The sequence below is a fragment of the Corynebacterium breve genome (genome assembly GCF_030252165.1).
In the GTDB taxonomy this organism is placed as follows: domain Bacteria; phylum Actinomycetota; class Actinomycetes; order Mycobacteriales; family Mycobacteriaceae; genus Corynebacterium; species Corynebacterium breve.
Genome location: NZ_CP126969.1, coordinates 198,918 through 224,979 on the forward strand (window position 1 = coordinate 198,918; position 26,062 = coordinate 224,979).

Here is a 26,062-nt window from a genome sequence, read left to right on the forward strand (position 1 = left end):
AATGACTACACCTGCACCAATGCCTGATCATGTCCCTGAGGGAGACATCGTGATTGGCGATCGCCCACAGCCTGGGGCACGCGATAAACGCGAACCATGGAACGGCAGCGAACCCGAAAAGCGTCCGCGTACCAAGAAGCGTCCGCGTATCCTCGGCATCGACGCTGCCCGTGGTTTTGCCGTCATCGGCATGGTCGCCGTGCACACAATGCCTGCTTGGAACGACGGCGTCCGCGAAGTGAGCATGACGTATGAAATTTTCGCTGGTCGTTCGGCTCAGCTCTTCGCACTTCTTGCCGGACTCTCCCTGGCGATTATCTCCGGTATGAGCAAGATTCACACCGGCCGACGGCTACGCCGAGATCGCTGGAATGTGTTTTTCCGCGTGGTTTTCATGATCATCCTCGGTGGCGTGATTAACTTGGCGCCGATTCCGGTGTACAACATTTTGCCGTACTACGCGTTCTTCTTCCTATTCGCGATTCCGTTCCTCGGTCTTGGTGCCCGGTCGCTATTCCTGCTGTCTTTTGTAACAGCGATCGTGGGGCCGTTGCTACGGTACTTTGCTATCGCCACGTTTGACTTTGAGTTCCTCAACCGACCAGACATCATCGATATGCTCTACGCTCAGCCGTTAACCTCGCTGAGCTCGCTGATCTTCACCGGCGTGTACCCAGCCATCACCTGGATGGCGTACATCTTCCTGGGAATGGCAATCGGCCGCTTGGATCTGCGTAACCTTTCCGTTGTCATCAAGCTGGGTTTCTACAGCCTGGTCACTGCGGTTACCTTCGGGTTCATCTCCGATATCGTCATGCAAAACCGTGCGATGTACGAAATCACCGAGGCAACCGATTCGATGTCTTATGACGATGTTTGGGAGCTAGTTCAGTTCGGTGGACGCCTACCGTCCAGCACGCTGTGGTGGCAGTTTGTCGTCGGCCCGCACACAAACACCATCGCCTCGGTGTTCTTTGCCGGTGCACTGGCTGCAGTAGCCGTGAGTGCCTTCCTCGTGCTGGAACGCGCTGTAGTTCACTTGTTGGAACCACTCATCGCAGTCGGCTCCATGAGTCTGACCGTCTACGTCGCCCACATGCTGTTCCTGTACTTCTTTAAGCCAGCAGTGAATGACTTCCCTGTGGTCATGACTGTCGTGCAGATCGTTGTCGCCGTGGTGTTCGCTGTGTTCTGGAAGGCCGCCGTAGGCCAGGGACCATTGGAGAAGATGCAGGCTGTGATTACCAAGTCCGCAGCGCGCAGGGTCGTGCCGGAGCGTCCGGAAGAATTTGCCACTCAGCCACGCCGAGTAGAAGACATCGCGAAGAAGGCTGCAAGTCACCGCGAGTAACTTCTAGCGCCTCGATGCGTCTAGTTCCCAAGAGAAATCGACGGAGCTGGGCGCATTCGGCTTATTCGGCTTAGGCACACCTAGAGCGTAGGAACTACCATGGCGAACATGCGCATCGCGATGATCTCCATGCACACTTCTCCGCTTGAACAACCTGGTTCGGGCGATGCGGGTGGCATGAACGTTTACATCCTCAATATGGCCCGAGAACTTGGCAAACAAGGTATCCAAGTAGATGTCTTCACGCGGGCCACCCGCCCGAGCCAGGGCGAAATCGTCCAAGTGACTCCGAACTTTCGAGTAGTCAACATTGTTGCTGGCCCATACGAGGGCCTATCCAAAGACGAACTCGCAACCCAATTGGCTGCTTTTGCCGGCGGCATCGTGCAGTTCGTTCGTCAAGAAGATGTGCGCTACGACCTGATCCACGCCCACTACTGGCTCTCAGGCCAGATTGGCTGGCTGCTGCGAGACCTGTGGGAGATTCCCCTCATCTTTACCGGCCACACATGGGCAGCGGTGAAAAATGCGCACCGATCGGCCAATGATTCGTCGGAAAGCGAAGCTCGGCGCATCTGCGAGCAGCAGCTCGTGGATAATGCTGATGTCCTCGTGGTAAACACCGACGACGAAATCAATGAGCTGTGCACCCACTACGACGTGGATGCGTCAAAGATCGACGTGGTCACCCCTGGTGCCAACACCAAGCTGTTTACCCCGGGCACTAACCGCAACACGGAAAACGCACGTCGCGCTTTGGGCATCCCGTTGCATGCGAAGGTGATTGCATTCATCGGTCGCCTGCAGGAGTTCAAGGGGCCACAGGTACTCATCCGGGCGGCTGCGGAGTTGCTGGAGCGCGACTCGTACCGCAATGTCAGGATCATCCTGTGCGGAGGTGCTTCGGGCAATCAGGCGTCGGTGGAGTACTACTGCCAGTTGGCGCGCGACCTTGGGGTGGCACAGATCATTCGCTACCTTGAGCCACGTCCGCCAGAGGACCTCGTAGCGGTGTATCAGGCGGCGGATATTGTGGCAGTGCCAAGCTACAACGAGTCGTTCGGACTGGTCGCGATCGAGGCTCAGGCAACCGGTACTCCGGTGGTGGCAGCCAAGGTCGGTGGCCTCCCGGTCGCGGTCGCAGATGGTGAGACGGGCCTGCTGGTCAACGGACACGGTGCCGAAGCGTGGGCTAATGCGCTTGAAACGCTGCTTGACGACGACTCCCTGCGCATCCACATGGGCCAGCGCGGCGTTACGCGGGCTGCTCGGTTCTCCTGGGAAGTGTCAGCGGAGGAAATGGCCAAGGTGTATGCGAAGGCGTTGACGGAAATCGATACGTCGGAGGCACAGCGTCGTCCGCAGGGTAGCTAGCCGGGGTTGAAGGTAGGCGGTCAAACCTCAATTTGCCAAGCAAACTACTCGGAATAGTGGCATGCTTGGAACTATGAGTAACGGAAATCTGATCCTAGTCCGCCACGGCCAGTCCAAGTGGAACGAATCGAACCAGTTTACCGGTTGGGTCGACGTTGACCTCACCGAAAAGGGCGAAGCTGAAGCAGTCAACGCAGGCAAGCTTCTGAAGGAAAAGGACATGTTGCCAGACATCGTCTTCACCTCCTTGCTGCGTCGCGCAATCCGCACCGCGAACATCACCCTCAATGAGGCAGACCGCCACTGGATCCCAGTGATCCGCAACTGGCGCCTGAACGAGCGCCACTACGGCAAGCTCCAGGGCCTGAACAAGGCTGAAATCCGCGAGCAGTTCGGTGAAGAGCAGTTCATGGAATGGCGCCGCTCCTACGGCACCCCTCCTCCAGAGATCGATCCAGACAACGAGTACGCACAGACCAACGATGCGCGATACGAGTTCCTTCCTGAGGTTCCGCGCACCGAGTGCCTGAAGGACGTTGTTGAGCGTTTCGTGCCTTACCTTGTCGACGAAATCCTGCCACGCGCTCGTCGCGGTGAGAACGTCATGATCGCAGCGCACGGTAACTCCCTGCGCGCACTGGTGAAGTACCTGGACAACGTCTCTGAAGAAGAAATCGCAGGCCTGAACATCCCTACCGGTATGCCGCTGGTCTACGAAATCGATCCTGCTGGCAAGGTTGTGAACCCAGGGGGTACCTACCTTGACCCAGAGACCGCCGCTGCCGGTGCCGCTGCTGTGGCGAACCAGGGCAACAAGTAGTCGCAAACTGCTGAGATAACAGACGCTTCAACTGCCGGTGACTGAGTTTTTCGCATTTCTTCTAGGCATCGTGGCAGCGTTGCTCGCCGTACCTGTGGTGCGGTGGGTGAAGCAACGCCGCGAGCGAGCCAAGAACTCGGCGACCCTTCAAGACAACAGGGTCACCACCGTCAGTCAAGTGTTGCACCTCGCCGTGCAAGGATCTCCCACTGGCGTTACCGTGGTGGACCGCTCGGGCGAGGTGATTTTGTCTAACGCCAAGGCGCACGAGATGGCAATCGTCCACGATAGGACGCTGAACCCCGAGGTGTGGTCCGTTGGCCAAGAGGTGTTTGAGGATCTAGAGACCCGCACCTTGGACCTCACGATGCCACGCCGCTCAACCGGCAACCGTGTGTCCGATGTTAAAGCGCTGGTCAAGCCACTCACACTGGTGGATACCTACTTCATCATTGTGTACGGCACCGATGAATCAGAAAACGTCCGCATGGAAGCGGCGCGTCGAGACTTCGTTGCCAATGTGTCCCACGAACTAAAAACTCCGGTGGGTGGAATATCCCTGCTTGCGGAGGCCTTGCTGCAGGATCCAGAAGATCCCGACATGGTCAACTACTTCGGCGAGAAGCTGCTCAAAGAGTCACACCGCATGGCGGACATGATCTCCGAGCTGATCAGCCTTTCCAAGCTGCAAGGCGCCGAGGCTTTGCCAGAAATGGAGCCGGTCCGCGTTGACGATGTGGTCAAAGAAGCGATGGCGCGCAACCAGGTCGCAGCCGACCAACAGGAGATTATCCTTACTCGTGGCCAGGACACCGGGGTGGAGGTGCTGGGGGACCGGTCCATGCTTGTCATGGCTTTGTCCAACCTGCTTTCTAATGCGATCAACTATTCGCCTAAGTCTCAGCCGGTGAGTATCTCGCAGAAAATCGTGCACAATTCCATCGTCTTGATCCGTGTCACGGACCGCGGCATTGGAATTGCGCCTGAGCATCAAAAGCGCGTTTTTGAACGATTCTTCCGAATCGATAAGGCCCGGTCGCGCTCAACCGGCGGCACTGGACTGGGGTTGGCTATCGTAAAGCATGTGGTTGCTAACCATGGCGGTAATATCAAGTTGTGGTCTCGTCCTGGAACGGGATCCACATTCACAATTGAGCTCCCTATTTACAATCCTGAGCCCGAGCCCGAACAACTGGAGATCGTCGATGCCGATGATGCTTCATCAGGCCCGAAGCTGAGGAAGGCGGTCACTCGCGTGACGGCGCGTCGGAAAGAAATGGAGAAGCAATGACGACGACCATCCTTATTGTCGAAGACGAGGAATCCCTCGCGGATCCACTTGCGTACCTGCTGCGCAAAGAAGGCTTTGAGGCAATTGTTGCTCCCGACGGTCCCACAGCGCTCGACGAGTTTGCCAGCAATGAGGTTGACCTTGTTCTCCTAGACCTGATGCTGCCCGGAATGTCCGGCACTGACGTGTGTAAGCAGCTGCGGACTACCTCGATGGTGCCGATCATCATGGTCACCGCACGTGATTCGGAAATCGACAAGGTTGTCGGCCTTGAACTCGGTGCTGATGACTACGTGACCAAACCGTATTCCTCCCGCGAGCTCATCGCTCGCATCCGCGCCGTTTTGCGCCGGGGCCCAGAAGCGGAAATCACCGAGGAAATCGAAGCGCAGATCCTTGAAGGTGGACGCGTAAAGATGGACGTCGAGCGCCACACAGTGCTTGTCGACGACCAGCCCGTCCCCATGCCTCTCAAAGAGTTCGACCTGCTTGAGTACCTACTGCGCAACGCCGGGCGAGTGCTCACGCGGGGGCAGCTCATCGACCGCATTTGGGGTGCCGACTACGTCGGCGACACCAAGACTCTCGATGTTCACGTCAAGCGCCTGCGTTCCAAGATTGAGATTGAGCCTTCTCGCCCGAAGCAGCTGGTGACAGTGCGCGGGCTGGGCTATAAGTTCGAGGCCTAGCGGGCGCGCTGTGTCGCCGGATGCACCGCTTTGAATTTCTCGGGGAGTTCTGCGCGATTGCGACAGTGTTCGGCGACGATGTTATAAGGCTTTTCGCCGATCAGCGCGATCAGTTCTTGCTTCATTGACTGCCACACTGGCACCCCGCCGGCGTGGCAACCCGTGTCGCCCGAGCACCACCAATCGAAATCTTCGCCACCGTCGCCCCATTGACGGCGGTCGTATTCGCCAATCGTTGTGCGCAGGATTTCTTGGCTGTCGGAGCGTTCTTCCCATGCGTCCTCGCGCGAAAATGGCACCTGCCAACACACCTCAGGCTTCGAGGTGATGATATTGCGCCCCTCAGCCATCGCCCATTGATGCAGCGAGCAACCCGGTCCGGTTTCCGCACCCTCGCGGTTGGCAAAGATGCAGGCGCCATCGACCCGTGCAGTCTTCAGACTGGGTTCTTCTTCGTCGTCATCCCACTCCAGCCAGGGCTCCAGCACAATCGGGTCGGCGTTGGCAAGATAGGAATCTGTGTCCGCGGGGCGTAGCTGCCAGTACTTCGCGGGCATTTCCGCGACCGCGTTGTAGAGGTCGTCGCGGTCGGATTCGTCGGCAAGGTAGGCGCCGTGGATGCAACAGCCGACCACTGGAAGGTCGTCGGAAATGCCATGGCACGCGTCGGTGCCAAAGCGGCACTGCCAGGTCGATTCCACCCACGTCAGGTCGATGGAGAAATAGTGGTGTGGGTCATCCGGGTGGGTAAATTCGAACCACTCGCGGGGAAAATCCGGGGGAACTTCGCGTCCGGCGCGGATGGACTTTCCTGCGGGAGAGTTTGCGGGAAAGCCAAGAAAGACAGGTTGATTCACACTTCACCACCGTAGACCGTCTAACCTAGGATATGTGCGATTAGGTGTATTGGACGTGGGCAGCAATACTGTCCACCTTGTGGCAGTGGATGCCCGCTACGGCGGACGCCCGACGCCCATGAGTGATTGGAAGCAGTCTCTGCGGCTCGTCGAGATGCTTGACGACGATGATGCCATCGACAACAAGGGTCTGACCAAGCTGACTGATGCGGTGAGCGAGGCGAAAGACCTCGCAGATCGACTCAAGTGCACGGAGATGATTCCGTTCGCCACGTCCGCGGTGCGTTCAGCAACGAACTCTGTCGAGGTGCTCGATCACGTTGAGAAGCAGACCGGTGTCCGCTTGGATGTGCTCTCCGGCGAGGAAGAGGCACGCCTGACGTTCCTTTCGGCGCGTCGTTGGTACGGCTGGTCGGCTGGGCGTATCACCAACTTGGATATCGGTGGCGGTTCGCTGGAGATGTCCACCGGTTCAGATGAAACCCCGGATTTGGCGGTCTCCCTTGATCTTGGTGCGGGACGCCTGACCCACGAGTGGTTCGACACCGATCCTCCCGAGCGTAAGAAGATCAACGCCCTGCGCGACTTTATCGATGCCGAGTTGGTTATGCCTGCGCAGCAGTTCGAAGCGCTGGGTCCAGCTGGGCTTGCGGTGGGGACATCGAAGACATTCCGAACACTAGCGCGTCTGACGGGTGCCGCACCTTCGTCGGCTGGTCCATACGTGAAGCGAACCCTGACAGCCCCTGGCTTGCGCCAGCTCATCGCGTTTATTTCACGTATGACCGCCGCTGACCGTGCCGAGCTTGAAGGCATCAGCGCGGACCGATCCCACCAAATTGTTGCCGGCGCTCTGGTTGCGGAAGCCAGCATGCGCGCACTAAAGCTTGATAAGTTGGAAATCTGCCCGTGGGCATTGCGCGAAGGTGTTATCCTGCGTCGGATTGACAAAGGCCTTGATCAAGGAGATGACGAGTAGATGTCGGACAATGACAAGCAGCTGACTGTTGCAGAGTTGCTCGCACGTGCGAACAAGGACAAGCCGGAGGGCGAAGCGGACCGGCCTCGTCGTCGCCGTCGACGCAGCCTCGATGAGGGTGGCGTGTCGGTGGCTGAGCTCACTGGTTCCTTCCGCAAGGTAGAGGAGCGCCCTGCAGAGTCACGCCACTCGTCAGTCCCCATTGATGCTCCCGCTGAGCCAGAAACGGTAGCTGAGCCTGAAAAGGTTGAGGAGCCAGTACAGCAGGTCGAAGAGCAGCTTTACGACGAAACCCCGGCCGAAGAGGTTGCTCCGGAGGTTGCGGAGGACGTTACTCCAGAAGAGCCAGTAGAGGCAGTGGAAGAGGACCTTGAAGAGGACCTTGAAAAGGACCTTGAAGAGGACGCAGTAGACGCTTCCGATGAGGTCGACGAGGCAGATGAGACAAATATCATCCCGGTCGTTCCTGAAGCCGAGCCAGTCGAAGAGAGCGCTGACAGTGAGGAAACTCCGGTCGTCGCTGAAGCGTTGTCCGATGAGACCGCAGAAGTTTCAGTTGTTGATGTGCCGGAAGACCAGGAAGATGGCCAGGATACAGACCTAGACACCGAGGATGAGGAATCGAGCACGATTAACATCCTCGCACTCATCGGCATGATTCTCGGGGGCCTAGTCTTGGCCGTTGCTGTGTTCTTCGGCTTCAAGTGGATGTGGGCAAACCTGAACGGGGTTGTCGTTGCGGTTCTCGGCGTCGTCGTCACGCTGGGCATGATGGGAGTGATCCGTAAGATGCTTTCGGAACGTGACGGACTTTCCATGACGCTGTCTGCCATCGTTGGCCTGCTGATGACCTTCGGTCCGGCCTTGATCGTTCTGTTGTAGGGCAACTTTTGTGGCACGCTTAGTGCCATGAGCAAGATTTCAGTTATTGGCGGCGGTCAGATCGGCGAGGCACTTATCGCTGGCTTGATCGCTGCGGATTATGACCCAAAGACCATCACCGTTACCAATCGCTCCGCTGAGCACTCTGAACAGTTGGCGCAGCGCTATGGCGTGCACACCACATCGGACAATGAAGAAGCTGCTTCCGACGCCGATGTGGTTTTTCTGTGCGTAAAACCGGCGGGGATAGTGCCCGTGATTGAAGAGATCGCCGACACCATCGCAAACAACGACGTCTCCACGACCTTGGTATCGATGGCTGCAGGAATCACCTTGGCGAAGATGGAGGAGGCTATCTCATCGGCGGGCACGTCGGTTGTCCGTGTGATGCCGAATACGCCGATGCTGATTGGCAAGGGGGTCTGTGCGATCTCGACGGGCAAGTTTGTTACTGAGGAACAAGCAGAGCTAGTGAAGACTCTCCTGGCGTCTACAGGGACAGTTGTCTTTGTGCCGGAAGGGTCCATGGACGCGGTGACCGCGCTTTCGGGGTCTGGGCCTGCATATGTTTTCCTGGTCACTGAGGCGCTTATCGACGCCGCCGTGTCCCTCGGCTTGTCGCGCAGTGTTGCACAAGAACTCGCGATCGCTACCGTCGCCGGTTCTGGTGCGATGCTCGAGCAATCTGGGGCGGATCCTGTCGTGCTACGCGCCGGCGTGTCCTCGCCGGCGGGTACAACGGTTGCAGCAGTGCGTGAATTGGAGGAATCTGGCCTGCGGGGGGCCTTTTACCGCGCGTTGGAGAAGAATGCATTTCGTGCCCGTGAACTGGGAAAACAGTAGTTCGCGTGCGATGAATGTAAAAAAGTGTGGCACTTGAGTCGCAAGAGTCACACGTTTCACGCTAAGCTAGTTCAGGCACGTGCGTGTTCGTCCTGTGGGAGGGGAAGCCTACAGCGCGCCAGGTGCTGAAGGGTTAATTTATAAATGGCTAATGAAGATAAAGGTAAGTTTCTCACCGTTGCTGAGGTTGCGGAGATCATGCGCGTCTCCAAGATGACGGTTTACCGTCTGGTTCACTCCGGTGAGCTTCCAGCGGTGCGTGTGGGTCGCTCATTCCGCGTCCACGAGTCGGCTGTAAGTGAGTACCTCGATTCGTCTGTCTACGACGTCGGATAATTACCGGGTACCTTTCAGCGCTGGGGCGCCCACTTTCTCTGAGTTGCGATTCAGGGCAGGTGGGTGCCCCAGTTTTTTTGTCTGCATGATGGGCGGTATGCTGGTGTGCATTCGTGCCGACGAATAGCGACTGCTCAAGTGTGCACCTTGGGTTTTGGCGAGCGGATTGCTCCGATTTGTCACGCTGCTATCGGCAAGTTTTGTACGTACGACAATGAAACGAGGAAACCCCATGGGTTCAGTTATTAAGAAGCGCCGCAAGCGCATGTCTAAGAAGAAGCACCGCAAGATGCTCAAGCGCACGCGCGTTCAGCGTCGCAAGTTGGGCAAGTAAAGCTTAACGACGATTTCCCGGCCTCCACACTTCTGTGGGGCCGGGATTTTGCGTTGGTGGAAGGTTGAATTTGTTACATTCCGCAAAACCGTCTGGTTTTCCAGACGGATTTGCGGAAGCTACTCAACGCGACCCCGGAAACGCTTCAACCCCCAGAAAGACAATGCGGCGGTCACCAGCGCAGGCACGCCCCACGTCTTTACAGCGCGACGCATGCTGCGGTAATCACGAACAATCCAACCGCGCTTTATAGCCTCCGCTTTCAGTGCTTTATCTGGGTTGATAGCCACGGCAGTACCTACCATCGACAGCATCGGAATGTCATTTGCCGAGTCTGAGTAGGCCGTGCACTTGGAAAGATCGAGCTGCTGGATCGCAGCCAACGCAGCGACTGCATGGCGCTTGCCGGGACCGTGCAGGATATCGCCGACGAGTCGTCCCGTGAACTTCCCGCCTTCTTCCTCGGCCACCGTACCCAGTGCACCAGTAAACCCGAAGCGCTCCGCTAAGATCTGTCCGATTTGCACAGGAGTCGCCGAGACTAGCCAGACCTGCTGTCCGGCTGCCAAATGCATCGCCGCGAGATCGAGTGTGCCCGCGTAGCTCTTGTGAACCATGGATCGATCGACGATCTCTTCGCACAGTTCGCGCAGGATACTTACATCGCGTCCTTTCACAAACGAGAGCGCTTGTTCACGGCCACTTTGCATGTCTCCGGCGTGCTCAGTGCCACTGAGCTTGAACCGAAGCTGCTTCCATGCAATCGGAGCGATCTCGCGCAGGTTAAAAAACCGCTTCCGCGCAAGCCCGAAGGCAAACACTACTAACGACGAACCCTGGATCAGAGTGTTGTCGATATCGAAAAATGCGGCCGATTCCACATCCTGTGGCACATCCGGATCTGGCTGGGTGATGTGTAGCCCACCTGCAGACGCAAGAGCTCCCGACACTGAGTCAACCCCAGAGGTGAACTGATCAAGGTCGATCCCAAAGGTCTCTTCCACCGCGGCGGCCGCGGCGGCTTGGCCAGCCTCACGTTGCGCTTCCTCGTCGATCGGCGGAAGTGCTGTTTCTTCTAGGAAGCGGCGGAGGTTGCCCCTCGACGTGGACCAGTTGGCCAAGAAATCTCTTGGGCTCGACGGGAAACTCTCCGTTGTCACGGCAGGGTGTGGTCCTTTCTCGGTGGCGGGGTAACCTAGACCATCGTAGGTGTCTGGGCATGAGATTGCTCGGCAAAACATTGCCAATTCTTTAAGGGGAAGTTAGTGGCTAAGAAGGTTGAGCTCATGGTCCGCGCGACATGTGGATCCTGTGAGCGAGTTGCCGCCCAGATCGAGCCCGTTGTGCGCGCATCTGGAGCCTCCCTGAGTTTGGTGAATGTGGATGAGATCCAGGAGCTCGCGTTGGAATACGGCGACAGGGTTCCCGTTGTAGTTATTGATGAAGAAGAGTTTGCGTGCTGGGAAGTCGATAACGACGAACTCGCCGCGGAGCTAGCAAGGTCTTAATCAAACGCCCCCGACACGATCCCTCATGGGGGTCGGGGGTATTCTTTGGTTTGATTCTTTTCCGATCTGGAGGACATTAGTGAGTGTGCTTGTCGTGGGGATGTCCCACCGTTCAGCGCCGGTGGCGCTGCTGGAACGTCTCAGCATGGACGACACCGTCCAAACCGAAGCGACGACGACTTTGGTTGAGCAGCCTTCGCTTTCTGAAGCGATGATTATTTCGACCTGCAATCGTCTTGAGGTCTACACGATGGCCAATGCCTTCCATTTGGGGGTGCAGGACGTAGTCGATGTTCTTGAAAAGATCTCCGGAGTCTCAGAAGACGAGCTGCGAAGCTATCTCTATGTGCGCTACGCGGACGCCGCAGCCGAGCACATGATGACCGTGACTTCCGGTTTGGATTCAATGGTCGTCGGTGAGCAGCAAATTATCGGCCAAGTGCGTACCTCGTACCAAGAGGCGAAGAAGCGTGGCACTGTTGGCCCTGGTCTGCATGCCTTGGCGCAGTCTGCGCTTCGAGCTGGCAAGCGCGTGCATTCAGAAACTGAGATCGACGATGCTGGTGCATCCATGGTTACTTTCGCCCTCGACGAGGCCATGAAGACCATGGAAACCGACACGATGCAGGGAAAGACCGCACTGGTTCTGGGCGCTGGTGCGATGGCATCCTTGGCTGCTACTCATTTGGGTAAGCAGGGGATTGACAAGCTGATTATTGCTAACCGCACACGCTCTCGCGCAGAGCGCCTAGCTGAACATTCTCGCGAAGCAGGCGTTCCTGCAGAAGTGGTTGATTACAACGCTCGTGCTGGGGCCTTGGGGCGCGTGGACATCGCTGTGTCGGCTACAGCGACAGACGATTTCACCATCACTCCCGAGGACATTCCTGGCCCAATCATGCTGGTGGACTTGTCCTTGCCACGTGATATCAGAGACGACGTTTCCACCATCGAGGGCGTCAACCTGGTCAACATCGAGTACCTGCACCAGAAGCTGCGGGAGACCGATTCAGAAGAGACCGCTGCACACCGCGAAGCTTTGGCGATTATCGAGGAAGAACTTGATGTTTATACCTCGAAAGAGCGTGTCCGCGACCTCAACCCGGTGGTGACTCAGCTGCGTGCGAATTCCGCACTGATGGTGGAGGCCGAGTTCGATCGCCTCAAGTCGAAACTGCCGCACCTAGAGGAGCACGAATACAACGAGGTCTGGCGTGCGATGAAGCGAGTCGTGGACAAGATTTTGCACACGCCAACGGTTCGAGCGAAGGAAATGGCGGCGAACTCGGGCTCGATTAGCTATGAAACGGCACTTCAAGAACTATTTGGCCTCGCCGAGCCACCGGCGGTGGCTGTGAACGTCGAGCAGCTTCCTGATCGCGAAGAGTTGAAAAACAAAAAGGAGAAATAAGACGTGTTGAAGATCGGTACACGAGGATCCAAGCTGGCGACGACCCAGGCGGGACACCAGCGTGATGCCATGATCGCTGCTGGATTCGACGCTGAGCTGCACATCGTCACCACTGCCGGTGATGTCAACATGGCGCCCGTCGAGCGCATCGGCGTGGGCGTATTTACCGCAGCCCTGCGTGAGGCACTCTTCGCGGGAGAGTGCGATATCGCAGTGCACTCTTTCAAGGATCTGCCTACTGCACACGAGCCTCGGACGCACTTGATTACTCCGGTGCGAGAGGATCGTCGTGAAGCATTGATCGCGCGCGACGGCCTGACGCTGGAGACGTTGCCTGAGGGCGCGCGGGTGGGAACTTCGGCGCCGCGACGCATCTCGCAGTTGAAGGCGCAGCGTCCTGACCTGGATATTCAGCCACTGCGTGGCAATATCGATACGCGCATGGGCAGAGTTTTTTCCGGCGAGCTTGATGCGGTTGTTCTTGCGTACGCTGGCCTTTCGCGCGTGGGGATGGGGGACAAGGCGACTCAGCTATTCGACCCAACCGTGCTGATGCCGGCACCTGCTCAGGGGGCTTTGGCTGTGGAGTGCCGCATTGACGACGACCATGCTCGCCAAGCTATTGATGCGCTTGCCGACGACACCGTGTTGCGTACCGTCACCGCGGAGAGGACCGTGCTCGCTGCGTTGGAGGCCGGGTGCACCGCGCCTGTCGCATCATATGCCTCCCTCGATGGTGACCAGATCACCCTGCAAGCCGGAGTTTTTGCTCTGGATGGCTCGACACAGTTGGTGGAAACCGCAACGGGCACCGATCCGGTTGAGTTGGGACACAACGTTGCAAAGATTCTGATTGAGCAAGGCGCAGCCCGTATCATCGGGTAGCTATGGCACAGTTTTCGATTAAGCATGATCGACTGACCGTCACCTTGAGGTGGTGGGAGAAGCTTGCGGCGCGCCGCTCGCACTTAACGATTCCTTTGCGCGCAATCCGCGGGGTGTCATGCGTTGCCGATCCCTTGACCGAACTTGGCGTGGGACAGCGACACGGCGCTACCCACATTCCAGGGTGGACATATACGGGAACAATGAGTCAGGATCCGGGCGGGCGAGTGCTCGCCGTGTGTCACCGGAAAGGCCCCGGCATTGTGCTTGAACTTGCGGACGCAACATATAGCAAGATCGTGATTTCCACGCCGCATGCGTCGGAATATGCCCAAAAGCTGCAGAAGATTGTGGCCTGACGACGTACGAAAGCCGTACGAGTGCCAAGTGCGACCCCAACGATTCAGGCAACGAAACGGTCGGTAAAATTATCGGCCGTTTTTTCAATCTGGGGTTCCTAAATTAAGGTGTAACTATCATACGTTGAATTTCTGCCAGTTAAGGTGGTCCTGTTTTCTAGGAATCAACGCTTCTGCCAGCTGGAACAGCTTGGGTGGGGGTGGGATAGCTGGCCGGAGATTCAACTTTCCAAAAGTACTGACCTATGTCTCCTTTTTGGTTTGTGTGGCAACAAAACGCTTCGATCATGTCCGAGCGTTTTCGCACAGACCCGACTTAGAAAAGAACCGTTTATGACCTTGTCCTCCCAGACGCCCCAGCCGGGGAAGATCGTTTTCGTCGGCGCGGGCCCGGGTAACCCTGACCTGCTGACCGTGCGAGCACGCGAGGTATTGGCCAACAACGCCTACGCTGTCGTGGACGCTGATGTTCTCAGCGGTGTGCGTGCCGTCGTCGCGGAAGGGCTGCCTGTTCCGCAGGCGAAGCTCGACGCTGCGCGTGAAGAATACGACAAGATGTGTGCCGATGCGAAGGCGGCGGGAGCTCGTCGTAAGCCACCAAAGCCTGCTGAACCGACTGCGGCGGAGCTCGAAGAGGCGGTTGGTACTCCGGATGAGTTGATTGAGCAGCTCAAACGAGTGATGGATGCTGCGATGCAGTCCATCGCGGATGGTGAAGCGGGCGAAGGTGACGTGATCCGTCTTGTCGCAGGCAACCCGTTGACCAGCGACCGAGTGTTGGCGGAGATTTCCGCAGTGGCAGCCGCCGGGCTGGAATTTCAGGTTGTACCGGGGATGTCTTTGCCTTCCACGGTGCCATCTTTCGCAGGCATCGCGTTGGGTTCGACCTATACCGAAGCGGATTTGTCCAACGAGTCCATCGACTGGGATCAGCTGGCCCAAGCGCCGCAGCCTCTGGTACTGCAGGCAGAAGCTGACGATCTCCCGGTGATTGCAGCGGAGCTGAAAGAGCGTGGTTTCGCTGCGACGACTCCGGCGTACGTCACCACTAACGGCACGACGCGTTTGCAGCGCACTTTCGATGCCACGCTGAATACCATCGGCAAACTCGATGCGGATCTGCCGGGCAAGCTCGTCGTCACGCTGGGTACAGCCGTGGACGACCGCACCAAGTACTCTTGGTGGGAAAACCGCCCACTGTACGGCTGGCGTGTACTAGTGCCACGCGCGAAGGAGCAGGCAGCGTCGATGTCGACGCGCCTGACGAGCTACGGAGCGATTCCGCAGTCGGTCCCAACGATCTCGATGGAACCACCACGCAACCCAGCGCAGATGGATCGCGCGATCAAAGGCATCGTGGAAGGTCGCTACCAGTGGGTTGTGTTCACCTCGGTCAACGCGGTCGTTGCCGTTTGGGACAAGTTCGAAGAACTCGGTCTCGACGCCCGTTCCTTCGCCGGCGTACACCTTGCAGCTGTAGGCACGAAGACTGCCGATGCGATTCGTGCCCGTGGCATGACTCCTGAGCTCCTGCCGCACCGCACCAAGCAAAACGCAGCTGGCCTTGTGCAGGTCTTCCCTGAGTACGTCGAAGACCTCGACCCCGTCTCCCGCGTATTGTTGCCACGCGCGGATCTTGGCACCGATGTACTTGTCGACGGTTTGACCGATCTGGGCTGGGAGGTCGAAGACGTCGTTGCCTACCGCACCGTGCGCGCCGCACCGCCTCCGCCGGAGGTTCGCGACATGATCAAGACTGGCGGTTTCGACGCGGTTTGCTTCACGTCAGCGTCCACGGTGAAGAACCTGGTCGGCATCGCGGGCAAGCCTCACCAGCGCACGATCATCGCGTGTATCGGGCCGATGACGGCCGCGGAGGCAGAAGAGCAGGGTTTGCGCGTCGATGTAATGCCTGAGGTCGCCGATGTGCCATCGCTTGTCGACGCCTTGGCCGACCACGTCGCCAACTTGCGCGCCGCAGGCCAGCTGCCGCCACCGAGGAAAAAGCGCAGGGCTCGTCGTAAAGCAACCGAATCCTAAGCTCTTGTGAATTCTTGGGGCTTTTGATGCGCCTGGGCATATGATGGTTCCGTGTCTACTTTTGATTTCACCCGTCGCCCCCGCCGCCTGAGGCAGAACCCCGCCATCCGTGAGCTAGTCTCCGAGACGAGATTGCACCCGGCGGACTTCATCTTGCCGATGTTTGTCGCTGACGGACTGTCCGAGAAGCGCGAAATCTCGTCCATGCCAGGCGTTTTCCAGCACACCACAGATTCACTAGTCCGCGCGGTTGCCGAGGCAGCCGAGCAAGGCATCCGCTGCATCGACCTGTTCGGTGTTCCGCTTGACGACGACAAGGATGCCGAAGGTTCCCCAGCGTGGGACCCAGAGGGAGTGCTGAATCGGAACTTGGCCGTCTTGCGCAAGGAGTTCGGCGATGACGTGATGATCATGGCTGATACGTGCCTGGACGAATTCACAGATCACGGACACTGCGGTGTCCTCAGCGAGGACCGGTGGGGCAATTCCATCGTTGATAACGACGCCACGGTCGAGCTGTACCAAAAGATGTCGGTGGCTCAGGCGGAAGCTGGTGCCCACATCGTGAGCCCGTCGGGCATGATGGACGGCCAAATCGAAGCAATCCGGGCAGCGTTGGACGTAGCCGGATTCCAAGACGTCTCAATTATGGCGTATTCCGCGAAGTACGCGTCGGCGTTTTTCGGCCCGTTCCGTGAGGCGGTGGGCTCGTCGCTGCAAGGCGATCGTCGCACATATCAGCAGGACCCAGCGAATATTCGCGAGTCGCTCCTAGAGACTCAGCTGGATATCGAAGAAGGTGCGGACTTTGTCATGGTCAAGCCAGCGCTGCCTTATCTGGACGTGTTGACTAAAGTGGCAGAAATGTCACCGGTGCCGGTTGCTGCTTACCAAGTTTCCGGCGAATACGCGATGATTCAAGCAGCCGGTCTCAATGGCTGGGTAGATCGCGAGGCAGTGATGATGGAATCTCTGACTGCCATCAAGCGTGCCGGTGCGGATCAAATTTTGACGTATTTTGCCGTTGATGCGGCAAAGCAATTGAACGGCTAGGGTGAAGTTTTTGATGACGGTGGCGCAGAAGCCTGACAAACCTGTCCATAAGGACGGGCAAGCCAAGAAGCTTAAATCAGACATGCCGGAGACCGTGCGGTACCTGGTGTGGGTCTGGACGTTCGCGGTTGCGGGCGAGGCAATCCACCAGATTCTGACAATTGTGGCGGCGCTGGTTGATCCGGCTGCGTTGCGCGCGAGTGCAAAGGAAGCAGCCAAGGACAACGAGATGGTGACCGACTCGGTGCTTAACCTCAGCGTCTATCTCTCCATCGCGTTTATGGCGTCGATCACTTTGGTGATCATCGGCATCTTGGTCTGGATGTTGGTTGTGTTTGCCAAACGACAGAAATGGGCAGGCTACGCGCGTCGGCTGCTGTTTCTATTCTCGATCTTTTTCTCCATTCGACTATTGACTGTTTTCCTGACCACAACGGGAGGAAGTTCGGTTCCAGTTGCGCTGATCCTGGTAGATGGCATCATTCAGATTGCCGTCGGTGTCGCGGCGGCGTGCGGAATGTACTTCGCCTCCCAGCAAGAAGCGCTGAAGTGGACCGGTGAGGACCAGGATCCCCGTTTCAATAGCTTCAATGGCACTTCAGAAAAGAAGTCCGACAAGGATCAGACAGATAAGCCAGGAAAGAGCTCATAATGCCGACAATGTTTCCCTCCTTTGCCTCCCACCCCGACGACAAGAACAGGCGTTTCGATGTCGAGGTAGGCGAGGACTGGCCGTTGTCCTTGAAAATCGGCTTCTGGCTCGTCGTCGCCGGAGCCGTAGCGATGCTGGTCACCGCAATGCAGATGATCGCCATCGGCTTCCCAGGCGATCCCGCCGACACCGAGATGCGCGATGCCTACATGCGCAACATGTGGTTCGTGTCTGTCGTTAACGTGGTCTTAGCTCTGGTGATGGGTGGCGCGGCCTCCTATCTGCGCCAGGGGAACAAGAAGGCCCGTCTGATCGTCGTCATTTGCATCGCATTGGCGTGTTTCTTCAACGTGATCGCCTTCGCGATCCGCGTGGGAGGCATCGCCATGATGGTTGTTGTCGTGCTGTTGGCCTTTGGAGCGTTTTTCATCTTCCGACCTGCAGCCAACGCATACGTCGACTCAAAAAGCAGCAGATTCTAACCACCGAGGACAGGGAAAAGAGGCACACGTTTCGTGAACGCTTCCCGCACGCCACTACAAGGCGACGTCACACAAGCCATCGATGAAGCCATCCGGGCCGCGAAAGCAGCCGGGATCGATGTCGACGATGGACCGAAACACGTTTTTGATGCCGACCAGCGCCCAAAAACCTCCTATGCCTTTGAGCTAGAAAACTTGCCCGACGCCCCTGACGTTGGTGAGATCGAAGACGCTTTGGAGGAAATCCCGGGTGTGTGGGCCAGAATCGTCTATCCCACCAACACCGTCTGGATTACCGCGCCCGATGTGATTGATCCGACCCAACTGGTCAAGGTCATGGCTCGTTTCAACGTACGTGCCACGATGACGGATTCTTCTTTACGACGACGAGTCTCCGAACTGCGTTCCCCGGAGCCAGCGACGACACGGCGCGGAAATCGTGGCACCAAAGGCATGTCGGGGAGGATGCGTCGCCAACACGAGCTGGAAGCAAAGACCATAGAATCCGCTCGTGTGTCCGGGTTTCTTAATGATCCCGCCAACACCGCCCGCCACACTCCGCCCGATAACGACCTGCTCTATACCGCGCGCGATTTGATCACGCTGAAGCGCCTAGCCATTGCGATCGTGTTCGGCGCGCCAGTCTTCCTCACCTCGTATTTCCAAGAGCTGCAGTTCCCAGGTTGGCAATGGGTGGTGCTGGCCTTGTCCATTCCGGTGGTGTTTTACGCCGCGTGGCCTTTCCACCGCGCCCTCGCCGGCGGTGTTCGCCGTGGTCTTACAGCACTTGATGGGGCGAGTTCCCTGGCGATTCTGCTGGCTTTTGGTTGGTCCATCGTCTTGTTGGTGGCCACCCCGGCAGGCGATATTGGTTGGCAGGCGGAACCGAAGTGGCTTGCGTTTAACCACAGCAGATTGGCTGACGGCGAGCTGTTCCTCGACGTGGCCTGCGGCATGACGATCCTCCTCCTCGCAGGCCGCATCTGGACAATGCGCGCCCGCCCAAGCCTGTTGGAAGAAATGGAGAAGCGGCGCCCCGAGCCTTCGTCGGAAGTGCGCGTCAGCGTGCGCAACCGTGCCACCGGTGCAGTGACTGAAGAAATGATGCCGCTTGCCGAAGTCAATCCCGGTGACGACATCATCTTGGTTCCCGGCGACATCATTCCCGTCGATGGCCAAGTGATGGGCGGGTCCTGCGTCCTCGAGCCAGGGCTTGTCGATGCTCGCGAAGACCTCAACATCAAAGTCGGTTCCAAGGTCTACTCTGGCGCGACGATTGTTTCGGGCAAGATCAAAGTCCGCGTGGTGCACACCGGACATCTGACTCGCATGGCAGCGATCCACCGCTGGGTGCAAGAAGCTTCCCATCGCCAGAATCGCGCCACGCTATTGTCGACGAAAACTGCGGCCTACCTGATCCCCGCAGCCTTTATGCTCGCAGTGGCAGATTTCGTGTTGTGGGTGCTGATCTACCAAAACTACAACGCCGCGATGGCCACCGCCCTCGCAGTTCTGGCTTCCGTAGCCCCGACCGCTTTGGCGCTCTCCCCGGCGATGGCGATTCGTCTGGGCATCGAGTCGTCGGCACGCAACGGCATCATCATCAGAGACGGTGCCACGCTGCGCAGCCTGGAAAACGTGGACACGGTGATCTTCAACCGCGTGGGTACTTTGGTGCAGCCGTTCATGACGGTGGAAACAGTGACCGCCGCGCGTGGGGAAAACGCCGACATGGTTTTGCGCGTCGCGGGTGCCTTGGCCATGGAATCGAACCATCCGTCCTCCCAAGCGCTCGTGCGTGCCGCTCGCGAGGCGCGCGATCACGACGAAGGCGGCGTGGACATCCCGCACTGGATCGACGTGGCCAAAAACGAGATCACAAGAAACGGTGATCTCAAGGCTCGCATCGAGATCGTTTCGCGTGACGACGACGGCGAAGAGCACACCCAGCAAGTAGAGGCCATGCTCTGGCGACCAACCAACCTGTCTTCGCTGCATGGCCGACTAGCTGCCGCTGCGACCAACGGCGGCACCCCAATCGTGGTGCGCTGGAAGGGCAAAGACCGTGGCGTCATCACGTTGTACGACCCTGTGAAGGACGACGCTGCTGAGTCCATTACGCGCCTCGAGGACATGGGCATTGAAACCGTGATGCTCTCCCGTGACACCTATCCGGTGGCTCGTCGTTTTGCTGACCTGTTGGGTATTTCGAACGTTCTCGCCGGAATTGGCCATACCGACAAACCGGGTGCGGTGCGCGCGGTGCACACACAGGGCGCCACCGTGGCGATGGTAGGCGATCGATCCGTTGTGAATACGCTCCGGGTTGCCGACGTTGGCATCCTCGTAGGCTCGGGCGATAGCCTGGAAACAGGCAACGAATTGCGCGAGGACATTTCCGTGATCGTTGTGCGTGACGACGTCAGCGCGATCCCCCAATTGATCGAACAGGCACGCCGCGTCTGCCGAATTATCGATCGCAACATCGTTTACTCATGGGTGTACAACATCAGCGCGATGGTGCTCGCCGTTGCGGGGCTGCTGCACCCCATGGCCGCCACGGTCTTGATGTTGGGATCGTCCTTGTTTGTCGAGGCCCGCTCCTTGTCGGTAAAGAAGTTCCCTTCCTAGACCGGTTTACTTGAACCCGAGCCGATGTCGTGACGGCGGGTTATGGTTAAGGGGTCTTACAGGAACAATAGGGGAGAACCTCCAGTGAATTGTCGCCACGTATTCGCTGCTTTGATCGCCGCCACCACCCTGTGCAGCGTTCCAGCAGCAGTCGCAGCTCCAGTCGGCCCAGGCGCACCCGTTCGCACTTACCCAGTGCATCCGGTCGACGGCATCCCGGCAGAGCACATGCCAAACAGTTGCTCACAAGGTGTCGCGGGCACCATCGTCCAAGAAGATGGCACAACGAAGCAGATCATGATCACCGCGGCACACTGCCTCGTGGACACACCACGCTACGAAAACGAGATCGGAACCGCGGTGTACGCGCCGAAAACCTGGGGCGACCAGCTCATTGGTTACCGCGTGGCAACGGGCGACAAGCAGGCACAGTCGCACTACGCCGACTTAAACGCCGAACTCCACGGCACGCTCAACTGGCCGGACTGGGGCGTGGTCGAACTCGAAGACGGCGTCGAGATGACTGGTCTTGCCACCTCCGAGGACCACTACGGTCACCAGCGCTCGACCCCAGTTGCAATGACCGGTGTGCGCGACTACCGCGACTTGGGTGCCACCGAGATCTCCGTAGACAACTTCGGCCAGCCGATCTGCAAGGACGGCCAGCGCTCAGCTCGCTCGTGTGGAGTCCAGCTCTTCCGCGCGTCGAACAGCATCGTGCACTGGGGCTTGACCTACGAAAGTGGTGACTCCGGCGGCGTGAACTATGACCCAAACAACGGCGAGGTCCTCGGCGTGACATCCCAAGGCATCGGCCCTCTGGGGCGCGCGCAGGTGGCAGACCAGGCCATCCAAACTGCTTACGGCATCCCAGACGGCCAGGTCAATGAGCAATTCCAGATCGCTCCTGCCGTCCCGCTTGACGACGATTTCCGCACCGTCGCACAAGACGACGCCGCCTTCAACGAATGGGCCGCGCCTAACGGAGTTGACCCGATCGTGGACTACCGCCAACAGTTCAAGGACGACTTCGCTGCGGCCGAGGCTGACTTCCACGCCGGCAACATCGATTCGTGGCAGCACCACGCGGAGACCCTTCCGACTTCGGCTGTGATGGCGGGGCTACAGGAAGCACTAGGAATGTAGCCTGTGCACCTGCCGTAGCGGTGTGGGACGATGAACTTAGTTGTTTATCGTCTCGAAGGAGCACCGCTCAATGCCCAAGTTCAATGCCGTCATCCCTGTCTTGCCCGTGAAAGAACTTGCGAATGTGACGGAGTTCTACAACGCACTTTTTGGCGAGCCCACCATGGAGCCTGCGGATGGCATCGCCGAATGGGAGGTCGCGCCTGGGGCATGGGTGCAGGTCGCTGAGATCCCAGAGCGCGCAGGTCAAGCAGCTGTCGTGCTGGGCACCGATGACCTGCTGGGTCTGGTTGCAGATCTCAAGTCTCGCGGCATCGGAGTGTCCAGCGTGGAGGACTTCGGTGTTGTGATGATCGCAGTTGCCGTGGACCCCGAGGGCAATGAGCTTCAGCTGGCGGAGGAAACGGAGTAGCGGGGTCGTCGTCAAGCGAACAAAGGCTGCCGTTTCTGGCCTGCTGGGAGGCTCCGGCTCGCAACAAACGGTAGCTATTGTGCGCGGAACCCCTGCTCAGTTTCCTTCTTTCAAACTTTTGGATCACAATAGAGAGCATGAAACGTCGCGACCTAACTAACGCCCCGCTGCTTGAGGCAGCCCACGGCCGCACCCCAACACGCACACCAGTCTGGTTTATGCGCCAAGCTGGACGCTCCCTCCCGGAATACAAGAAGGTCCGCGAGGGAATTTCTATGCTGGACTCCTGCTTCATGCCGGAACTGCTTGCCGAAATCACCCTGCAGCCGGTGCGTCGCCACGATGTTGATGGCGCGATCCTGTTCTCCGACATCGTCGTCCCGCTGCGCGCGGCGGGCGTCGGGGTGGAGATCGTCCCTGGTCGCGGCCCTGTCATGGACAAGGCGATCACAAGCCGCGCGGATGTTGATGCCTTGCCGATCTTGGACCACGAGGTCGAGGAAGTGGCCAAGGGCATTGAGATTATTCTCGACGAGCTTACGGACACCCAAACCCTGATCGGCTTCGTTGGCGCGCCATTCACCTTGGCCAGCTACCTGGTCGAGGGTGGCCCTTCGAAGAATCACGAGAAGACCAAGGCGATGATGCACGCCGATCCGGAAACCTGGCACGCGCTGATGAAGCGCTTGGTCCCGACGATCACTACATTTTTGCGCACACAGGTCGAGGCCGGTATCGACGCCATGCAGCTCTTCGACTCTTGGGCGGGTTTCCTTACCGAGAAGGACTACCGCCAGCATGTTCTGCCGTATTCGGTGGAAATCCTGGAATCGGTCAAGGGCGAGATTCCGCGCATCCACTTCGGTGTGAGCACCGGCGAGATTCTAGGCGCGATGTCCGAGGCCGGCTCCGAGGTCATGGGTGTGGACTGGCGCGTGCCGCTGGACAAGGCAGCGACAAGGTTCTCCAGCCCACGTGTCCTCCAAGGCAACCTTGACCCGGCGATGCTATTTGCGGGCTCCGAGGTGGTCCGCTCCGAGGTTGCGCGCATCAAGGCGGAGGCGCAGCGCGCAATCGACGCAGGTGACGCTACCGGCCACATCTTCAACCTGGGCCACGGCGTATTGCCAACCACCGATGCGGACGCCATTACCGAAGCAGTGCGCATCATCCACGAGAACTAAGCGAGAAACCAATGAAATTCGCCATCATCGGCGCAGGACTAGCAGGCTTGACCAGTGCTTACGAGCTTCGTAAGCAGGACAAAGACGCCGTCATCGACGTCTATGAGGCAACCGATCGCATCGGGGGGAAACTCTTCACCGTCCCCTTTGAGGCGGGGCCAACCGACATGGGCGCCGAGGCGTTTTTGGCGCGGCGTAAAGACGCGGTGGAGTTCTTCACCGAGCTAGGACTGGCGGATTCATTGGTGCACCCCTCGGGCCTGCGCTCACTTGTGTATTCCGGCGGGGAGACCAAGGAGCTTCCAGCCGGCGGCGTGATGGGCATCCCCGCGCAGTCGGAGCCGGTGGCGCACTTGATCAGCACTGAAACCGCTGCGCGTATCGACGACGAAGCCAACCAGGATGGAATCGACTGGCCCGTCGGGGGAGATATGAACGTTGGACAGCTGATGCGCGAGCGCTATGGCGCCGACCTGGTTGATCACGTTGTCTCCGCGCTGTTGGGCGGCGTGTACTCGTGCGCAGCCGATGACCTGGGTATTCGCGCGACGATCCCGCAGTTGGCGGAGGAATTCGACCGTCTGGCCGAAGCAGGGGAGAAGATCACACTCTCTGGCGCAGTGAAAAACCTCGAGGCAGCGCGCCCGAAGCCAGCCGGCGGAAAGCCCGCACCCGTTTTCGGTACCTTCCGAGGTGGCTATGCCGAGGCATACGAAGCTCTGGCCGAGCAGTCCGGTGCCGATATCTACGTTGATGCGTTCATCTCGGGGGTGGAAAAGACCGCCCCGGGCTACCGCATCACCGGTGGAGAGGACAAGGTTTACGACCGACTCATCATCGCCACACCCGCCCCAACCACTGCGCTGCTGCTGAAGAACATTGCCCCCGAGGCATCGGCCGCGTTGAAAGCCGTGAAACTTGCCGACTCGGTGGTCGTCGGCATGCGTTTTGCATCCGCCGAAGGCCTGCCGGAGAATTCCGGCGTGCTGGTCGCTTCCGATGAAGATGGCGTGCATGCGAAGGCGTTCACGTTCTCCTCGAAAAAATGGCCTCACTTGGGCGAGCGCGGTGGCGCCCTGGTCCGTGCAAGTTTCGGACGCTTCGGCGACAACACCGCCCTGCGCGCCGACGAGGACGATCTTGTCGATTGGGCACTCGACGACCTCCAAACCATCACCGGCTTTGACGGCCGCGAGGCAGGACTCGAAGAAATCTATGTCCAGCGTTGGTTCGGTGGTTTACCACGCTACGACGAGACTCACCTGGCTACCGTTGCCAAGGTAAAGCAGCTTATCGACGACCAACCCACCCTCGCCCTCACTGGCGCATGGTCCGGGGGAGTCGGAGTTCCTGCAGTCATAGCCGACGCCAAGGCGGCTGCAGCGCGCGTCGCGGGCTAAGTTAGGTAGCTGTGACTGACGATGCACGCGAGAATGCCCGCGATGAGGCCGAGCAGGAGCTGGACGTAGCTCCTGCAGATCCCACCAGCGAAGAAGAAACAGAGTGGTGGGAAGAGCCCGGCATGCCGTGGAACCAGAAGCCAGGCAAGGCCGACTTCTGGTGCCTCGGCTGGATCGGTTTCGTCGGAGTTTTCGGCATGGCGATGATCCCGCTGCGCGCCTGGCTGCTGGGCCTTGACCCACCGATCATGCTGGCATTAACTGGTTCTCGCCTCGGTGCAGCATCGACTGGTGCTCTAGCCGCAGTCGGCGACGCGCCGGGCTGGATCTGGTACCTGCTGATCGGTTCGGTGGTAGCGATCAAGTTCGACTGGGTCTACTGGTGGGCCGGCAAGTTGTGGGGCCGGGGCATGTTGGACGTATACGCGGAGCAATCGCAACGAACAGCCCGCAACATTGAGCGGGTGGAAAAGGCGACCCAGAAGCTGGGCTGGCTAGGTATTTTCTTGGCGTATGTGCCCATTCCGTTGCCGATCGCGCTCGTGGTGTTCATCATGAGCGGTGCAACAGGTATGAAGCTGAGCAAGTTCATGGTGCTCAACTTCATCTCCAAAACCATCTGGTCGCTGGGCTATTTCGCGCTGGGCTACGCCATCGGCGAGCCTGTGGTATTCGTCCTTGAGCAGTACCAAAAGGTGGCCAACTGGTTCGCGATTGGCCTGCTCGTCGTCGTTTTTGCCTCCGTGTTCTTTAAGCAAAACAAGGAAGCAAAGAAAGCACAACAATGAACTGGTTTATTCTCATCGGCTCTGGATTGTTCGAGGGCGTGTGGGCAAACGCCCTAGCCAAGACCGAGGGATTTACTAAACTCTGGCCCTCCCTGGTGTTCCTCGTCGCGCTGGTGATTTCTATGGGCGGGCTTGCGTGGGCGATGCGATCCATCTCTGCGGGCACGGCTTACGCGGTCTGGGCGGGCGTCGGTGCCGCTGCTGCGGTGATTATCGCGATCGCGATGGGTGAAGAATCGGTCAGCGTGTTGAAAATCCTGTTCCTCGTTATGATCGTCGCGGGCATCGTCGGCCTGCAAGTAGTGAGCAACTAGTACAGAAATGTGACCGTGTCGCGGCGACCACCTACAATGAT

At 58.5% G+C, this 26,062-nt stretch carries 27 protein-coding genes; 25 read left to right on the plus strand and 2 right to left on the minus strand.

Going from position 1 to position 26,062, the window contains the following annotated elements; genetic code table 11:
* Nucleotide 1: 1 nt before the first annotated feature.
* The 5 genes from QP027_RS00965 to QP027_RS00985 all read left to right on the plus strand — a co-directional run bounded on the left by QP027_RS00965 (nucleotide 2) and on the right by QP027_RS00985 (nucleotide 5,525).
* A complete protein-coding gene (locus QP027_RS00965) occupies nucleotides 2-1,351 on the plus strand; it encodes an acyltransferase family protein (RefSeq protein ID WP_284825326.1) in 1,350 nt (449 codons plus the stop codon).
* Nucleotides 1,352-1,459: 108 nt separating this feature from the next.
* Nucleotides 1,460-2,725: a D-inositol-3-phosphate glycosyltransferase gene (mshA, locus tag QP027_RS00970; RefSeq protein WP_432418614.1), complete on the plus strand. Its 1,266-nt coding sequence runs from the start codon at nucleotides 1,460-1,462 to the stop codon at nucleotides 2,723-2,725.
* Between the two features lie 73 nt (nucleotides 2,726-2,798).
* Nucleotides 2,799-3,545: a phosphoglyceromutase gene (locus QP027_RS00975; protein WP_284825328.1), complete on the plus strand. Its 747-nt coding sequence runs from the start codon at nucleotides 2,799-2,801 to the stop codon at nucleotides 3,543-3,545.
* A 37-nt stretch (nucleotides 3,546-3,582) separates the two neighbouring features.
* Complete coding sequence (locus tag QP027_RS00980) at nucleotides 3,583-4,836, plus strand: sensor histidine kinase (RefSeq protein WP_284825329.1); 1,254 nt, start codon at nucleotides 3,583-3,585, stop codon at nucleotides 4,834-4,836.
* Nucleotides 4,833-5,525 (plus strand): response regulator transcription factor, encoded by a 693-nt coding sequence (locus QP027_RS00985; RefSeq protein ID WP_284825330.1) that lies wholly within the window; start codon nucleotides 4,833-4,835, stop codon nucleotides 5,523-5,525. The genes QP027_RS00980 and QP027_RS00985 overlap by 4 nt, the downstream gene beginning before the upstream one ends.
* Here the strand turns inward: QP027_RS00985 and QP027_RS00990 are convergent.
* Complete coding sequence (locus QP027_RS00990) at nucleotides 5,522-6,382, minus strand: DUF3109 family protein (RefSeq protein WP_284825331.1); 861 nt, start codon at nucleotides 6,380-6,382, stop codon at nucleotides 5,522-5,524. The genes QP027_RS00985 and QP027_RS00990 overlap by 4 nt on opposite strands.
* Nucleotides 6,383-6,416: 34 nt before the next feature.
* Between QP027_RS00990 and QP027_RS00995 the strand changes: the two genes are divergently transcribed.
* The 5 genes from QP027_RS00995 to QP027_RS01015 all read left to right on the plus strand — a co-directional run bounded on the left by QP027_RS00995 (nucleotide 6,417) and on the right by QP027_RS01015 (nucleotide 9,756).
* Nucleotides 6,417-7,361: a Ppx/GppA family phosphatase gene (locus QP027_RS00995; protein WP_284825332.1), complete on the plus strand. Its 945-nt coding sequence runs from the start codon at nucleotides 6,417-6,419 to the stop codon at nucleotides 7,359-7,361.
* Nucleotides 7,362-8,243, plus strand: a complete 882-nt coding sequence (locus tag QP027_RS01000) for an Rv0497 family membrane protein (RefSeq protein WP_284825333.1) — start codon at nucleotides 7,362-7,364, stop codon at nucleotides 8,241-8,243.
* Between the two features lie 27 nt (nucleotides 8,244-8,270).
* The gene (gene proC, locus QP027_RS01005) at nucleotides 8,271-9,086 is read left to right on the plus strand and encodes a pyrroline-5-carboxylate reductase (protein WP_284825334.1); all 816 of its coding nucleotides are present in this window, start codon (nucleotides 8,271-8,273) and stop codon (nucleotides 9,084-9,086) included.
* 144 nt (nucleotides 9,087-9,230) lie between these two features.
* Complete coding sequence (locus tag QP027_RS01010) at nucleotides 9,231-9,422, plus strand: helix-turn-helix domain-containing protein (protein WP_284825335.1); 192 nt, start codon at nucleotides 9,231-9,233, stop codon at nucleotides 9,420-9,422.
* 232 nt (nucleotides 9,423-9,654) lie between these two features.
* Nucleotides 9,655-9,756, plus strand: a complete 102-nt coding sequence (locus QP027_RS01015; RefSeq protein ID WP_012359487.1) for a 30S ribosomal protein bS22 — start codon at nucleotides 9,655-9,657, stop codon at nucleotides 9,754-9,756.
* A 119-nt stretch (nucleotides 9,757-9,875) separates the two neighbouring features.
* Here QP027_RS01015 and QP027_RS01020 read toward each other — a convergent pair whose 3' ends face one another.
* Nucleotides 9,876-10,916, minus strand: coding sequence for an HAD-IB family hydrolase (locus QP027_RS01020; RefSeq protein ID WP_284825336.1), 1,041 nt, complete (start codon nucleotides 10,914-10,916; stop codon nucleotides 9,876-9,878).
* A 126-nt stretch (nucleotides 10,917-11,042) separates the two neighbouring features.
* Here QP027_RS01020 and QP027_RS01025 point away from each other — a divergent pair, with 126 nt between their 5' ends.
* The 15 genes from QP027_RS01025 (at nucleotide 11,043) to QP027_RS01095 (ending at nucleotide 26,021) form a co-directional block, all read left to right on the plus strand.
* Nucleotides 11,043-11,264 carry a glutaredoxin family protein gene (locus tag QP027_RS01025; RefSeq protein ID WP_284826878.1) on the plus strand — a complete coding sequence of 74 codons (222 nt, stop codon included), beginning with the start codon at nucleotides 11,043-11,045 and terminating at the stop codon, nucleotides 11,262-11,264.
* 79 nt (nucleotides 11,265-11,343) lie between these two features.
* Entirely contained in the window at nucleotides 11,344-12,675 is a 1,332-nt protein-coding gene (locus tag QP027_RS01030; RefSeq protein WP_284825337.1) for a glutamyl-tRNA reductase, read from the plus strand.
* Between the two features lie 3 nt (nucleotides 12,676-12,678).
* Complete coding sequence (hemC, locus tag QP027_RS01035) at nucleotides 12,679-13,560, plus strand: hydroxymethylbilane synthase (protein WP_284825338.1); 882 nt, start codon at nucleotides 12,679-12,681, stop codon at nucleotides 13,558-13,560.
* 2 nt (nucleotides 13,561-13,562) lie between these two features.
* On the plus strand, nucleotides 13,563-13,919 hold the full coding sequence (locus QP027_RS01040; protein ID WP_284825339.1) for a hypothetical protein: 357 nt from the start codon (nucleotides 13,563-13,565) through the stop codon (nucleotides 13,917-13,919).
* Between the two features lie 333 nt (nucleotides 13,920-14,252).
* Nucleotides 14,253-15,959, plus strand: coding sequence for a bifunctional uroporphyrinogen-III C-methyltransferase/uroporphyrinogen-III synthase (locus tag QP027_RS01045; protein WP_284825340.1), 1,707 nt, complete (start codon nucleotides 14,253-14,255; stop codon nucleotides 15,957-15,959).
* Nucleotides 15,960-16,010: 51 nt separating this feature from the next.
* Entirely contained in the window at nucleotides 16,011-17,012 is a 1,002-nt protein-coding gene (gene hemB, locus QP027_RS01050; protein ID WP_284825341.1) for a porphobilinogen synthase, read from the plus strand.
* A 13-nt stretch (nucleotides 17,013-17,025) separates the two neighbouring features.
* On the plus strand, nucleotides 17,026-17,664 hold the full coding sequence (locus QP027_RS01055) for a hypothetical protein (protein WP_284825342.1): 639 nt from the start codon (nucleotides 17,026-17,028) through the stop codon (nucleotides 17,662-17,664).
* A gap of 8 nt (nucleotides 17,665-17,672) precedes the next feature.
* Nucleotides 17,673-18,146 (plus strand): hypothetical protein, encoded by a 474-nt coding sequence (locus tag QP027_RS01060; protein WP_284825343.1) that lies wholly within the window; start codon nucleotides 17,673-17,675, stop codon nucleotides 18,144-18,146.
* Between the two features lie 33 nt (nucleotides 18,147-18,179).
* On the plus strand, nucleotides 18,180-20,777 hold the full coding sequence (locus QP027_RS01065) for a heavy metal translocating P-type ATPase (RefSeq protein ID WP_284825344.1): 2,598 nt from the start codon (nucleotides 18,180-18,182) through the stop codon (nucleotides 20,775-20,777).
* A gap of 84 nt (nucleotides 20,778-20,861) precedes the next feature.
* A complete protein-coding gene (locus QP027_RS01070) occupies nucleotides 20,862-21,923 on the plus strand; it encodes a chymotrypsin family serine protease (protein WP_284825345.1) in 1,062 nt (353 codons plus the stop codon).
* Nucleotides 21,924-21,993: 70 nt separating this feature from the next.
* Nucleotides 21,994-22,335: a VOC family protein gene (locus tag QP027_RS01075; RefSeq protein ID WP_284825346.1), complete on the plus strand. Its 342-nt coding sequence runs from the start codon at nucleotides 21,994-21,996 to the stop codon at nucleotides 22,333-22,335.
* Between the two features lie 137 nt (nucleotides 22,336-22,472).
* A complete protein-coding gene (gene hemE / locus QP027_RS01080) occupies nucleotides 22,473-23,519 on the plus strand; it encodes a uroporphyrinogen decarboxylase (RefSeq protein ID WP_284825347.1) in 1,047 nt (348 codons plus the stop codon).
* An 11-nt stretch (nucleotides 23,520-23,530) separates the two neighbouring features.
* Entirely contained in the window at nucleotides 23,531-24,919 is a 1,389-nt protein-coding gene (locus tag QP027_RS01085) for a protoporphyrinogen oxidase (protein WP_284825348.1), read from the plus strand.
* A gap of 11 nt (nucleotides 24,920-24,930) precedes the next feature.
* Nucleotides 24,931-25,707: a DedA family protein gene (locus QP027_RS01090; RefSeq protein WP_284825349.1), complete on the plus strand. Its 777-nt coding sequence runs from the start codon at nucleotides 24,931-24,933 to the stop codon at nucleotides 25,705-25,707.
* Nucleotides 25,704-26,021 carry a DMT family transporter gene (locus QP027_RS01095; RefSeq protein WP_284825350.1) on the plus strand — a complete coding sequence of 106 codons (318 nt, stop codon included), beginning with the start codon at nucleotides 25,704-25,706 and terminating at the stop codon, nucleotides 26,019-26,021. Before QP027_RS01090 ends, QP027_RS01095 begins: the two co-directional genes overlap by 4 nt.
* The last annotated feature ends 41 nt before the right edge of the window (nucleotides 26,022-26,062 follow it).